10 protein-coding genes are annotated in these 13844 nt (G+C 53.5%); all 10 read left to right on the top strand.

The window, feature by feature from the left end; translation table 11 throughout:
- The first annotated feature begins 65 nt into the window (after positions 1-65).
- Positions 66-1166: a multiple monosaccharide ABC transporter substrate-binding protein gene (chvE, locus tag QTL79_RS07495; protein WP_346354343.1), complete on the top strand. Its 1101-nt coding sequence runs from the start codon at positions 66-68 to the stop codon at positions 1164-1166.
- An 80-nt stretch (positions 1167-1246) separates the two neighbouring features.
- Positions 1247-2803, top strand: coding sequence for a multiple monosaccharide ABC transporter ATP-binding protein (gene mmsA, locus QTL79_RS07490; RefSeq protein ID WP_346354342.1), 1557 nt, complete (start codon positions 1247-1249; stop codon positions 2801-2803).
- Positions 2800-4014, top strand: coding sequence for a multiple monosaccharide ABC transporter permease (gene mmsB, locus QTL79_RS07485; protein ID WP_346354341.1), 1215 nt, complete (start codon positions 2800-2802; stop codon positions 4012-4014). The genes mmsA and mmsB overlap by 4 nt, the downstream gene beginning before the upstream one ends.
- A 54-nt stretch (positions 4015-4068) precedes the next feature.
- Positions 4069-5154 carry a GntR family transcriptional regulator gene (locus QTL79_RS07480; protein ID WP_346354340.1) on the top strand — a complete coding sequence of 362 codons (1086 nt, stop codon included), beginning with the start codon at positions 4069-4071 and terminating at the stop codon, positions 5152-5154.
- A gap of 103 nt (positions 5155-5257) precedes the next feature.
- The gene (araA, locus tag QTL79_RS07475; protein ID WP_346354339.1) at positions 5258-6736 is read left to right on the top strand and encodes an L-arabinose isomerase; all 1479 of its coding nucleotides are present in this window, start codon (positions 5258-5260) and stop codon (positions 6734-6736) included.
- Positions 6737-6818: 82 nt separating this feature from the next.
- Positions 6819-7511, top strand: coding sequence for an L-ribulose-5-phosphate 4-epimerase (gene araD, locus QTL79_RS07470; protein ID WP_346354338.1), 693 nt, complete (start codon positions 6819-6821; stop codon positions 7509-7511).
- A gap of 204 nt (positions 7512-7715) precedes the next feature.
- The gene (locus QTL79_RS07465; RefSeq protein ID WP_346354337.1) at positions 7716-9479 is read left to right on the top strand and encodes a cache domain-containing sensor histidine kinase; all 1764 of its coding nucleotides are present in this window, start codon (positions 7716-7718) and stop codon (positions 9477-9479) included.
- A 46-nt stretch (positions 9480-9525) separates the two neighbouring features.
- Entirely contained in the window at positions 9526-10731 is a 1206-nt protein-coding gene (locus QTL79_RS07460) for a response regulator transcription factor (RefSeq protein ID WP_346354336.1), read from the top strand.
- Positions 10728-12596, top strand: a complete 1869-nt coding sequence (locus tag QTL79_RS07455; RefSeq protein ID WP_346354335.1) for a substrate-binding domain-containing protein — start codon at positions 10728-10730, stop codon at positions 12594-12596. The genes QTL79_RS07460 and QTL79_RS07455 overlap by 4 nt, the downstream gene beginning before the upstream one ends.
- Positions 12597-12791: 195 nt before the next feature.
- Positions 12792-13799 (top strand): ABC transporter substrate-binding protein, encoded by a 1008-nt coding sequence (locus QTL79_RS07450; protein WP_428845469.1) that lies wholly within the window; start codon positions 12792-12794, stop codon positions 13797-13799.
- The last annotated feature ends 45 nt before the right edge of the window (positions 13800-13844 follow it).

Raw genomic sequence — 13844 nt, 5'->3', positions numbered from 1 at the left:
ACATTCGATGATTCTCTCGGCTGGCCAGGAAAGGAATAATTTATTAATTCAGGAGGAATGCGCAGATGAAATGTAAGAAACTCGTAGCGGTGCTATTATCTTGTTTGTTCTTAGTGGTCATGGCAGGGTGCGGCAATAGCGGGGAAAAACCGGCGGCCGACGGCGCGAAAAAGGCAGGCGGCAAGAAGATCGGCGTCGCAATGCCGACGCAGTCTTCACAGCGTTGGATTCAAGACGGTAAGAACATGAAGGAGAAACTGGAGAAACTCGGTTACACGGTGGACCTGCAATACGCCGAGGATGATGTGCAGGCGCAGGTATCGCAGCTCGAGAACATGATCACCGGCGGGGCAAACTGCCTGGTCGTCGCTGCGATCGACTCCAATGCATTGGTCAATGTCCTGGCACAGGCGAAAAGCAACAACATCCCTGTCATCGCGTATGACCGGCTGTTGATGGACACCGACAGCGTTTCTTATTACGCGACGTTCGACAATAAGGGCGTAGGCGTTGCCATCGGTAAATATATCGAAACCAAGATGGGTCTGAAAGAAGGCAAAGGCCCGTACAATATCGAGTTCTTTGCCGGATCGCCGGATGACAACAATGCGCATTTCCTGAACGCAGGTGTGTTCGAAGTCCTGAAGCCTTACCTGGACAAAGGCCAGCTGGTCTGCGTGTCCGGACAAACCAAGTTCGATACGATCTGTACGTTGCGTTGGTCGCAGGAAGTTGCACAAAAACGCATGGAAGACATCCTGTCCGGTTATTACAGCACCGGGAAGAACCTGGACATCGTAGTCAGCCCGTTTGACGGCATCAGCTACGGCGTTGCCGCCGCACTGGAAGGCGCAGGCTACAAAGTGGGCCAAAAATGGCCGCTTATTACCGGGCAAGATGCGGAGTTGATGGCTTCGAAGAACATCATGTCGGGCAAACAGTCGATGACGATCTTCAAAGATACGCGCGTGTTGGCTGACAAATGCGTCAAGATGGTACAGGCCGTACTCGAAGGCGGCCAGCCTGAGATAAACGACACGACTTCTTACAACAATAAGAAGAAAATGGTTCCGTCTTATCTGTGCACGCCGGTTCCTGTAGATAAAGAAAACATCCAAAAGGAACTGATCGATTCGGGTTACTATAAGAAGACCGATCTTCAATAGGCGACATTAAACGTATCGGGGGGCGGAAAGCGGCAAGAGCGTTTTCCGCCCGCTGATTATAAGGGAGCTGAGCAAAAGGCATGGCGGACATTATCTTGGAGATGAAGCATATCACCAAGGAGTTTTCCGGCGTTAAAGCGTTGGATGACGTCAATCTTAGTATTAAGAAAGGCGAAATCCATGCACTGTGCGGCGAAAACGGCGCGGGAAAGTCGACGTTGATGAATGTTCTTTCGGGCGTCTATCCACATGGATCGTATAGCGGCGATATTCTTTACAAGGGCGAGGTATGCAAATTCAATACGATTCGCAGCAGCGAAAAAAAGGGCATTGTTATTATCCATCAGGAGCTTGCGTTGATTCCGTATCTTTCGATTGCGGAAAATGTTTTTCTCGGCAATGAAGTGAAGTCGATGCCGGGCGTAATTGACTGGGATGAGACGGATCGGCGTGCGCGGGAAGTCTTGCGCAAGATCGGCATGGATAATGAAGATTTAAGCCAGATGGTCAACACGTTAGGCGTGGGGAAACAGCAACTCATTGAAATTGCGAAGGCTTTGGCTAAAAAAGTGGAACTTTTGATTTTGGATGAACCGACAGCGGCATTGAATGATGAAGAAAGCAATATTCTGCTGGAAATCATGCTGGCGCTAAAACAGCAAGGCATTACATGCATCATGATTTCACATAAATTGAATGAAGTGAGTCGGGTTGCCGATGCGATCACAGTCATTCGTGACGGGCGTACGATTGAAACGATCGAGAAGAGCGAGGAAGAGATTGAAGAAGATCGGATTATCAAAGGCATGGTTGGCCGGGAATTAACCAACCGCTATCCGGAGCGTGACAGTAAAATCGGCGACGTTGTGTTTGAAGTGAAGGATTGGAACGTGTACAGCCCGGATGATTTGACGCGCAAAGTGTTGCAGGATATTTCACTGTATGTGCGCAGCGGCGAAGTGGTAGGCTTGGCCGGATTGATGGGCGCGGGACGGACGGAACTGGCCATGAGTTTATTTGGCAAGGCGTATGGGGAAAATATATCGGGCAGCATTATAAAGAACGGGCAACCCATACAGTTAAACAGTATAAAACAGGCGATTAACCACAAGATTGCCTATGTCTCGGAAAATCGCAAAAAATATGGGCTGGTACTGCCCAATGATTTGAAGTGGAATATGACGCTGGCAAGTTTGGAATCGAGATTTTCCAAACGGAATGTGATTGATGAAAATGAAGAGATCCATGCTGCCGAAGAGTATCAGAAAAAAATCAACATTAAGGCGAATTCGATCGAACAAGCAGTGGGCTCTCTTTCCGGCGGCAATCAGCAGAAAGTGGTTCTGGCAAAATGGATGTTGTCCAATCCAGACGTGCTAATGTTGGATGAACCGACGCGCGGCATTGACGTCGGCGCAAAATATGAAATATATAAGGTCATTAATTCTCTGGCGGATGAAGGAAAGGCGATTATCGTGATTTCTTCGGAGATGCCGGAATTGCTCGGTATTTGTGACAGAATCTATGTTATCAATGAAGGGGAAATTGTCGGCGAACTGGAAAAAGCGGAGTTTTCCCAGGAACGGATCATGAAGAATATTATGACGCATATTGGAAGGGAGAAAATGGCGCAATGAGCAATACGGCAGAAAATACCGCGACTTTGCACAATGTTCCGGCTCAGCCCAAGAAAGCGGCGATGAGCAATTTAAAGCAATATGGCATGATGATCGCCTTGTTTTTGATTTATGTGATATTCACCGTTTTATCGGACGGGAAAAATGCGGCGGCGATGAACATCAATAATCTGGTGATGCAAAACAGTTATATTGTCATTCTTTCGATCGGCATGCTATTATGTTGCTTGACTGCGAATGTCGATCTCTCGGTCGGCTCGGTCGTGGCCTTCTGCGGTGCGGCCGCGGCGATTATGGTCGTCGATTATCATATCTCGATACCGGTCACGTTTGCAGTCGTACTGGTCATGGGCGTGCTGATCGGCATGTGGCAAGGCTTTTTCATTGCAGTCTTGAAGGTTCCGCCTTTCATCGTTACACTGGCGAACATGTTATTGTTCCGCGGTTTTACGATGGTCATCCTGAATGGGCAGACCAAAGGCCCGTTGCCGCAGGAGTTCACGCAGTTCGGCGCGGGTTATCTGCCGCAAGTGTTTATGCAAGTGGGCGGTACAAGAGTCGAATTGCTGGCGCTGGTTGCCGGGATCGTGGTGTCTGTTGTACTGGTGTTGCTGGAAATCCGTTCGCGGCGGAATAAGATCAAGCATCATTTTGCGGTCTTGCCGATTTGGCAACCGATCGTTAAACTGACTGTCATTATCGGGATCTTGAATTTTATTACCTACAAGTTGGCCGTTTATATGGGCTTGCCGTTTGTTCTCTTATTGATGTTAGTGCTGATTCTGGTGTATTCTTTTATTACCGACAAGACGGTGGCCGGACGGCAGGTTTATGCGGTTGGCGGCAATGTGAATGCGGCGCGGTTGTCGGGCATCAATACGGACAAAGTCATGTTTTGGGTGTATACGAACATGGGGCTGCTGGCAGGTTTGGCGGGGATTGTCCTTGCGGCGCGCAATGCGTCGGCTACGCCGAAAGCGGGCGACAGTTTCGAGCTTGACGCGATCGCGGCCTGTTATATCGGCGGCGCGGCGGTGCAAGGCGGCATCGGAACGATTTCCGGCGCGGTCATCGGCGCTTTGATCATGGGCATATTGAACAACGGCATGTCGCTGATCGGCTGGTCGATTGATATCCAACGCGTAGTCAAAGGACTTGTTTTGCTGGCGGCAGTCACCGTCGACTTATATAATAAGCGTAAGAATGCATAGGCGTCTTTCGGGATTCAGGCAGCGGGATCGGATGGCGCAAGGAAAGGATAGGGTATGACCAAGCAAAATGACCCCAAATATCTAGAACTGGTGAACTGGATAAGAGAGCGGATCCGCAGCGGTGATTTTTGCATAGCCGATCGATTGCCATCAGAAAATGAGCTGGGGAGCATGTTCAAGATCAGCCGACAGACGGTAAGGCAGGCGACCAGCATCCTGGAAAGCGAAGGTCTGCTTGCGCGAAGGCGCGGCAGCGGGACGTACATCGCTTCGGCGACCCAAGCGGCGAACGCGGTCACGATGAGCATCGGCGTCATCACGACGTATCTTGATGACTATATCTTTCCGAGCATCATCAAGGGGATCGACAATGTGCTGACGCAAAACGGCTATTCGATGCAGCTGTCGATCACGCACAACAAAGTGGAAAACGAAATGCGAATTTTAGCCGCGATGTTGAAAAACGGCGTGGACGGGATTATCATCGAGCCAACCAAGAGCGGTCTGCCGAACATCAATGCGGATCTGTACGCACAGATCAAAAGACAGGGCATCCCCTGCATCTTTATCAACGGTTACTATGCGGATCTTTCCTTCCCCTTCGTCGCGATGGACGATCATGCCTGCGGAGAAGCGGCGGCGAAATATCTGGTCGAGCGCAAGCATTCGCGCATCGCGGGCATTTTCAAATCGGACGATATACAGGGGCATCTGCGTTACAGCGGCTGTGCGAAATGGCTGAAAAAGAACGGCCTCGTGATGTCCGACGAGCACGTGATCTGGTATACGACGGAAGACATGCCGATGTTTTCCGAAGCTGCGTTTGCGCAGCGCCTCCTCGAACGGATCGACGGCTGCAGCGCGATCATCTGTTATAACGACATGATTGCCGCCAAGATCATCAGCCTTTTGGAACGCAGCGGCAAGAAAATACCGGAAGACCTTTCGCTGATCAGCTTCGATAATTCGGATCTGAGCGTCAATTCGGCGATTGCGCTGACGACGTTCTCGCATCCGAAAGCGGAGCTCGGCAAGGCGGCGGCTTCGAACCTGCTCCGTTTGATCAAACAGGAGAAATATGCGGCGACGGTGAAATTTGCACCGGAGCTGGTGGAACGCGATTCGGTGCGCACGCTGTAAGCGGCGCGAAAAAAAGAAAAGCAGCGTGAAGCTGCGCATAAAGTTGTATGACAACATCGGCGTAAGACGCCGAAAGCGGTAGGGAAGAAAAGGAGGCGTCACTATGAAAAGTTTTACGCAACAGCAATTCTGGTTTATCACAGGAAGCCAGCATCTTTATGGGGAAGAAACGCTGCGGCAGGTCGCTGAGAATTCGCGGCAAATCGTCGAGCAGTGCAACGCGAGCGCTGCGATTCCGGCACAGATCGTGCTAAAAGAGGTGGCGACCGGTTCGAATGCGATTGAGGATGTGATCGCGGAGGCGAATTATGATCAGCGCTGCGCCGGGATCATTACCTGGATGCATACGTTCTCTCCGGCGAAGATGTGGATCAGGGGTCTTGGCAAGCTGCAGAAGCCGTACCTGCATTTGCATACGCAATTCAACCGCGAGATTCCGAACGATACGATCGATATGGATTTCATGAATCTGAACCAGGCGGCGCACGGCGACCGGGAGCATGCCTTTATCGCGGCACGGATGCGTCTGCCGCGCAAGATCGTCGTCGGACATTGGGCGGAGCCGAAGGTGCAGGAAAAAATCGGTCGCTGGATGCGCAGTGCGGTCGGCGTGAGCGCGAGCAAAAAGCTGAAGGTGGCACGCTTCGGCGACAATATGCGCGAGGTCGCGGTGACCGAGGGCGACAAGGTCGAAGCGCAGCTGAAACTGGGCTGGTCGGTGAACACCTATCCGGTGGGCGATCTGCTGCCCTATGTCGAACGCGTGACGGAAGGCGAAATCGACAAGCTGCTGGAAGAGTATAAAGCGGCCTATCAGATCAAGACCGAGAATCTTTCGGCGGTGCGCTATCAGGCGCGTCTCGAGATCGGTATCGAGAGCTTTCTGAAAGAGGGCGGCTTCGAAGCGTTCACGAACACGTTCGAAGACCTGCACGGTTTGGAGCAGTTGCCGGGTCTTGCGGTACAGCGCTTGATGGAGAAAGGCTACGGCTTCGGCCCGGAAGGGGACTGGAAGGTCGCGGCGATGTCGCGCATCATGAAACAGATGGCGCAGGGGCTTACGGGCGGGACGTCGTTGATGGAAGACTACACCTATCATTTTGACGGCGAGGAAAGCCTGATCCTCGGCGCACATATGCTGGAGATCTGCCCGTCGCTCGCGGCGGAAAAGCCGAGGATCGAAGTGCATCCGCTCGGCATCGGCGGCAAGGACGCGCCGGCGCGTCTCGTTTTCGAGGGCAAGAGCGGCAAAGCCGTCTGCGCCTCGCTGGTCGACATGGGCGGCCGGATGCGGCTGATCGTCAACGATGTATTGGCGGTTGCACCGACGATGGAGATGCCGAACCTGCCGGTGGCGCGCGTGATGTGGAAACCGATGCCGACGCTCGAGACGGCGGCGGAAGCCTGGCTGAGCGCGGGAGGCGCGCATCACAGCGTCTTCAGCTTCGCGCTCGATGCGCAAATGCTGCGCGACTGGGCGAACGCGCTGGAAATCGAGTTTGTGCATATCGATGAGACGCTGGAGCTCGATCGTTTCCGGCAGGATCTGCTGTTTGCCGATTTGGCCTGGAAATTGAAATAACGCGCGGTGAAAATTCGGCGTTCACGGCCTGTAAATGTGAAGCGGCGTCCGGCGCTTCTGCGCGATGCCGAAGGAGAGTACGATGCTGGAAGAGTTGAAAAAAGCCGTCTATGAGGCGAATATCGAACTGCCCCAGTACAAGCTGGTGACGTTTACCTGGGGCAATGTCTCGGGCATCGACCGAGAAAAGGGTTTAGTGGCGATCAAGCCGTCCGGCGTCAGCTATGCGAACATGTCCGCGCAGGACATGGTGATCGTCGATCTGGCGGGGAATGTCGTCGAGGGAACGCTGAAACCGTCGTCCGATCTGGCGACGCATCTGGCGCTGTATAAGGCGAGCCCCGATATCGGCGGGATCGTGCATACGCATTCGCGCTACGCGACGATCTGGGCGCAGGCCTGCTGTGCGATCCCCGCGCTCGGCACGACGCATGCCGACTATTTCTACGGCGACATTCCCTGCACACGTGCGCTGACAAAGGCGGAGATTGAATGCGCGTACGAAGAAGAGACCGGCAATGTAATCATCGAGACGTTTTCCGGCAGGAAATATCTCGAGATGCCTGGGGTGCTGGTGCATTCGCATGGGCCGTTCGCCTGGGGCAAGGACGCGGCAGACGCGGTGCATAATGCGGTCGTTCTGGAAGAAGTTGCGTGTATGGCCTGGCATTCATTGCTTTTGGCAGGCGGCGCGCTGCCCGCCATGCAGCAGGAACTGCTCGATAAGCATTATTTACGCAAGCATGGAAAAAACGCGTACTATGGACAGCGCTGAGTAAAATAAAAAAGGCAAAGGCTTTTCGGATTTATTTTCGGGAAGCCTTTCTTTATCGAAAATGCTGCCGAAGAAACGGTGGTGTTTTGACGACAATAGTATTTTTTACCAAACTGCGTTACAATTAAATTTGTGTGTGCTATGCAGAGAAAAGTGCAAAGAAATTTTTCGCCAGAGTAGGACTTGCGAGAGAAAAGAGGTGTGATGTTGGCGATGTTATCCGGATTTTTCCGCAATAAGGCGATCGGTTTCAAACTGCAGCTTTATTTTTTTATCCTGACGATGTTGCCGATCATCACGCTCGGCATCTTGGGGAATCTGATCTACAGCAATGCGGTCGAAGAACAGGCCAACATTCACACGGTGCAGATGACGGAACAGGTGATGCGCAATGTGGAGCTTCATATCCGCGACATGGAGAACATCGCCTCTTATATCAACAGCGATGCGCAGGTACTGGCCTTTTTCAAAGAAGAGGAGAAGACGCCGGGCAGCCTGGAGGCATACATCTGTGCGGATCTGTCGCGCTACAGCCGCGTGCATCCGGAAATCGCGGGCATTCTGCTCGTGAACGCCAAGGGCGATTATATCAGCAATGAGATGGTACGGATCGCACGCGATCCGCTGGTCAATGAGAGTTGGTACAAGAAGGCGATGGAGCGGCCGGAACAGCTGCATCTTTTCAGTAAGCCGATCGGGCGCAACATCAAGACGATCCGCAATTACAGCGCGAACGATGTCGTGTCGATCGCGAAAGCGGTGCTGGACCCGCAGGACGGAAAACGTCTTGGCGTGATTTTGATCGACCTAAAGCTGGATATGATTAAAAGCGTCATCGAATCGATCACGCTGGGGAAAAGCGGTTTTTTATATATCATGGATGACCAGGGCGGCATCGTCTACGCGCCGGTCAACCCGGTTGTCTACCGCGTGAAGCCGGAGTGGCTGAGCGGTAAGGAAAAGAGCGTGGAAAAGACGATCCAAGACAATAAGTATCAGATCATCTATAAGGCGTCGGACTATACGAAATGGAAAACGGTCGGCGTGTTTTCGGTGAATGAAAATCTCAAAGAGATTATAAATATGCGCCAGTATTCGATACTGATCGCGCTGGTGACGCTGGTGTTCTCCTCGGTGGTGGCCTTCTTTTTCACCGGCTCGATCGCAAAGCCGCTCGGCAAGCTGCGCGTCCTGATGAAAAAGGCCGAAGACGGCGACCTGACGGTACGCTTCAACAGCAAGTATCAGGACGAAGTCGGCGCGCTCGGCAACAGCTTTAACCATATGATTATCAAGATCGGCGAATTGATCCAACTGGTGTACAGCGAGCAAAAGCGAAAACGCGAAGCGGAACTGAAGATCCTGCAGGCGCAGATCAAGCCGCACTTTTTGTACAACACGCTCGATACGATCCACTGGATGGCCAGGGAACGAGGCGCCAATGACATCGTCGCGATTGTCGGCGCACTGGCCAAGCTGTTTCGCATCGGTCTCAGCAAGGGAAAGGAGATCATCACGGTCGGCGAAGAGCTGGAACATATCCGCAGTTATCTGCTGATTCAAAAGGCGCGCTATGAAGACAAGCTGAATTATGAAATCATCTATGACGAAGAGGTGCTCGCCTGCCGGGTGCTGAAGGTGATCCTGCAGCCGCTGGTGGAAAATGCGATCTATCATGGACTCAACGCCCGGCGCGGCGGCGGGACGATCGTGATTAAGGCGGAAATCAAAGAAGATAAGCTCTTCTTCAGCGTGGCCGACGACGGGATGGGCATGGATGAGGAGAAACTGGCCGCGCTCAATGAAATCATCGCGGGTGAACGCGAGCCGGGCAGCATCGGTTTTGGCGTGTACAATGTCAATGAACGAATCCGGCTGACGTTCGGTTCGGAATATGGGCTTCGCTACCACAGCGTGTGCGGCGAAGGAACGACGATTGAGATCCTTCATCCGCTGAACGTGCCGTGAGAAGGCGGCGGATAAACGAGAACGGTTTGACGGGAGGAGATTTTCTGTGTGGAAAGTACTGATTGCGGACGATGAACCGAAGATACGTCGCGGCATCAAGAGTTTGCCGGACTGGTCGCTGCTCGGACTCGAAGTTGCGGCGGAGGCAGAGGACGGCGAGATGGCGCTCGAAGCGGCGCGTGAGGTGCGGCCCGATATCATCCTGGCTGATATCTGCATGCCGTTCATGAACGGGCTGCAGTTTATCGAGGCGATCAAGAAAGAGCTGCCGGAGGCGCAGATCATTGTCATCACCGGACACGACGAGTTCTCTTATGCACAGCAGGCTCTGAAACTGCAGGTGATGGACTATCTCTTGAAGCCTGTCGGCCAGGAGCAGCTGGAGGAAGTCTTGAAAGCGGCGTGCGAAAAGCTGGCGGCGCAGCGCAGCGTCGGGCAGTATCTCACGCTCGCGAACCAGGAGACGCAAAAGAACCTGACCGCGCTGCGCAACACTTTTTTTGCCGAATGGGCGGGCGGCCGCGTGGCAGAGGCGGAGCTGGCCGGGCGGATGCGGTTTTTAAAGATCATGACGCCTGCGGCAGCGGGACTGGTGACCGTCAAAGCGATCGACCGCCATACCTGCGGCCGGACGCAGCGGGAATGGGAGAAGGAACTGGTGCTGTTTGCGGTGCGCAACATCATGCTCGATGTGCTGCAGGCGTGGCAGCCCAGCCTGTTCCAAGGCGAGAAGGGCGTCGTGAGTGCGCTGGTCGACATTCATTCGGATCAGGAATGGGAAACGCTCGCGGAGCAGCTGCAGGGCGCACTCGAACGCTACGGCAAACAGACGGTGTTCGTCTGCCGCAAGCGGCTGGCGACGTTGAACGAGCTGCCGGATGCGTATCATGCTGCTCTGGAGGAGATGAAAAAAGCGGAAAGTTATACGCCGACGGTGCTGCTTTCGAAAAAATATATCGAAAAGCATTATCGACGTGAGGGACTTTCGCTGCAGGACGTGGCGGACGCGATGCAGATCAGTCCGACGTATCTGAGCCGTCTCTTAAAATGTGAAATGGGCGTGTCGTTCATCGATTATCTGATCGAGGTGCGGATGCGAAAGGCGATGAAACTGCTTTGCAATCCTGAACTGAAACTCTATGAGATCGCGGCGGAAGTCGGTTACAGCAATCAGCACTACTTCAGCACGGCGTTCAAGAAGGTCGCGGGGCTGTCGCCGGCGGAATACCGCAAAAGGAGCAATGTGAAGTGAAACGGAACCGACTGCGACGAAGCCTCAGCCTTTTCCTCGCCGCCTGCCTTTTTCTTCTGGGCGGCTGCTCCGGCCTTGGCGAAAAGAAGAACGCGCCCGATAAAGTCGAATTTTTGATCGGCGTTTCCCAGGCCAATCTCATCGAACCATGGCGAATCATCATGAACGAGGAGATCCGCCAGGAATTGAGCAAACATCCGGAGGCGCGACTGGTCTTCACCGACGCGGCGCAAAGCAGCGCACAGCAGATCCGCGACGTCGAACAGCTGATGCAGCAGGGCATCGATCTTCTGATCATCTCGCCAAACGACTCGAAGGAGCTGACGCCGATCGTCGCCGAAGCTTATAAAAAGCTTCCGGTCATCGTGGTAGACCGCGCGGTCGAAGGCTATGATTATACGCTCTACATCGGTCCCGACAACAAAGGAATCGGGCGCGAAGCCGGAAAATACACGCGCGAACTGTTGGGCAGCGGCGGCGGAACGGTCGTCGAGCTGCAGGGGCCGCTCGGCGTGCCGTCGGCGCTCGAACGTACGGTGGGCTTTCGCGAAGTGGTCGAACAGCACGAGAACATTAAAATCGTATCGGCCACCTGCAGCAACTGGCAGCGCGATGAAGCGGAGGACCAGATGACGACGCTGCTAAAAAAGTATCCGCAGGTGGATATCGTCTTTGCGCACAGCGATTATATGGCGCTCGGCGCATATATGGCGGCGAAAAAACTGGGGCAGGAGCGGATCAAGATCTTCGGCGTCGATGGCTTTGTCGACGCGCAGGGAAAACTGCCGCTGATCGCGGAAGGCATCTTAAGCGGCACGATTTCCTGTCCGACCGGCGGGCGGGAAGCCGCGCAATATGCGATGGACATTTTGCACCGCGAAGGCGGACTGCCGAAGAAGATCATCACGCGCAGTACAAAAGTGACCAAGGCGACGCTCGAACAGTACCTGCAGGCGCGCAGCGGCCTGAAGAAAGAGAGCGAGAACAAGAAGATCGTGCTCGGCTTTTCGCAGGTGGGCGCGGAAAGCGACTGGCGTAAAGCGAATTCGCAGTCGATCAAGTCGGCGGCGCAGGCGGACGGCATCGAACTGCTCTTTGCCGAAGGCGATCAGAGCCAGGCCAGTCAGATCAAAGCGATCCGCTCGTTCATCGCGCAGAAAGTGGATGTGATCGCCTTTTCTCCGGTCGTCGAATATGGCTGGGGTGAAGTGTTGCGCGAAGCGAAAGAGGCCGGAATTCCGGTCATCCTCAGCGACCGCTCGATCAAGCCGGACGATGATTTGTTATACGACAGTTTTATCGGCAGCGACTTTCTCGAAGAAGGGCGGCGCGCCGCCCGCTGGCTGGTGGACCATACGAAAGACCGACCGCAGGTGCGCATTCTCGAACTGGAAGGCACCGCGGGCTCGGGCCCGGCGGTCGATCGCAAGCTGGGCTTTGCGGAAATCATCGCCAGTCATGACGAATACCGAATCCTCTCTTCGGAACTCGGCGACTTCACCAAGGCCTCCGGCGAGAGTCTGATGAAAGACGCGCTGAAACGCTACGGCCGGTCGATCGACGTCGTATATGCGCACAATGACGACATGGCGCTCGGCGCGATACAGGCGATCTCGGATTACGGTTTGAAACCGGGACAGGACATCATCATCGTCTCGATTGATGCGACTGCGGCGGCTTTTCGTGCGATGATCAGCGGCAAGCTGAACTGCACGGTCGAGTGTACGCCGCTCTTGGGGCCGCAGCTGATGCAGGCGGTGAAAAAACAGATGGCCGGGCGGCAAATCCCCGTGCGGATCATCACGTCCGAAGGCGTCTTCCCGGCGGAGGTGGCCAGGCAGGAAATCAATGGACGCAGGTATTGAATCGGAATAAAAATCCCCAAAAGTCTATTGCAGAACAGGCGGGAAAGCCGTTTTGCAATGGACTTTTTTTGTCAAAAAGAAGAGCAGTGCGGAAAAGTATAAGAAAGTGGCGGTTTATTCTAAATACATAAGTTGGTATTTTTCTTATAATTTAGATAATTCTCGAAACCCAAATAAGGTAAGGAGGAAAGTGGAATGAAAAAAATCTTGAAAGTCGGCGCACTTCTGGTCGCAACCACATTGATGGTCGCGTTGGGCGGTTGCGGAAGCAAAGACAAGCCGGCAGAGGCGCCGAAGGCCGACAAGAAAATCGTAGTCGGCTTTGCGCAAATTGGTGCAGAAAGCGAGTGGCGGACAGCCAATACGGAGTCCATCAAATCGTCGATGGCCGCAGCAGGGATGGACCTGAAATTCTCCGATGCCCAGCAAAAGCAAGAAAATCAGATCAAAGCCATTCGTTCCTTTATCCAACAAAAAGTCGATGTAATCGCGTTCTCCCCAGTTGTTGAAACAGGTTGGGACGCAGTGCTGCAAGAAGCCAAAGCGGCTAAGATTCCTGTGGTTCTGACGGACCGCGCGGTCAAACTGAGCAGCGGCAATCCGGAAGACTTTTATGTGACCTTCATGGGTTCCGACTTTAAAGAAGAAGGCAAACGCGCCGCTAAATGGCTGGTTGACTTCATGAAAAAAGGCAGCGAACCGGTAAATGTCGTTGAGCTGCAAGGCACCACCGGCTCGGCTCCGGCGATCGACCGCAAGACCGGCTGGGAAGAAGTCATGAAAGACCATCCGAACTACAAAATCATCAAATCGCAAACCGGCGATTTCACCCGTGCCAAAGGCAAAGAAGTCATGGAATCTTTCTTGAAATCGGCTAAAGCCGAAGGTCAAAAAATTGACGTTCTCTACGCTCACAATGACGACATGGCGATCGGAGCAATCCAAGCCATTGAAGAAGCCGGTTTAAAACCTGGCAAAGACATCATCATCGTATCGATTGACGGCGTAAAAGGCGCTTTCGAAGCGATGATCGCAGGAAAATTGAACTGTTCGGTAGAATGCAGCCCGCTGCTTGGACCGCAACTGGTTGAAGTAGTAAAAGATCTGGTTGCCGGAAAACAAATTCCGAAACGCATTCTGACCAACGAAGGCGTGTTCCCGGCTGACGTAGCGGCTAAAGAACTGCCGAACCGCAAATACTAAAACACCGCGTACATAAGGATGAGCCACTCCACGCTTCTACGGAAA

Source organism: Azotosporobacter soli (assembly GCF_030542965.1).
GTDB classification, from domain to species: domain Bacteria; phylum Bacillota; class Negativicutes; order SG130; family SG130; genus Azotosporobacter; species Azotosporobacter soli.
This window is presented reverse-complemented; position numbering and strand designations above follow the sequence as displayed.

Bases quoted from the DNA above. Each gene is read 5' to 3' on its own strand.
- mmsA (WP_346354342.1), top strand. From the start codon at position 1,247: ATGGCGGACATTATCTTGGAGATGAAGCATATCACCAAGGAGTTTTCC.
- QTL79_RS07480 (WP_346354340.1), top strand. From the start codon at position 4,069: ATGACCAAGCAAAATGACCCCAAATATCTAGAACTGGTGAACTGGATA.
- araA (WP_346354339.1), top strand. From the start codon at position 5,258: ATGAAAAGTTTTACGCAACAGCAATTCTGGTTTATCACAGGAAGCCAG.
- QTL79_RS07450 (WP_428845469.1), top strand. From the start codon at position 12,792: ATGAAAAAAATCTTGAAAGTCGGCGCACTTCTGGTCGCAACCACATTG.
- QTL79_RS07465 (WP_346354337.1), top strand. From the start codon at position 7,716: ATGTTGGCGATGTTATCCGGATTTTTCCGCAATAAGGCGATCGGTTTC.
- chvE (WP_346354343.1), top strand. From the start codon at position 66: ATGAAATGTAAGAAACTCGTAGCGGTGCTATTATCTTGTTTGTTCTTA.
- mmsB (WP_346354341.1), top strand. From the start codon at position 2,800: ATGAGCAATACGGCAGAAAATACCGCGACTTTGCACAATGTTCCGGCT.
- araD (WP_346354338.1), top strand. From the start codon at position 6,819: ATGCTGGAAGAGTTGAAAAAAGCCGTCTATGAGGCGAATATCGAACTG.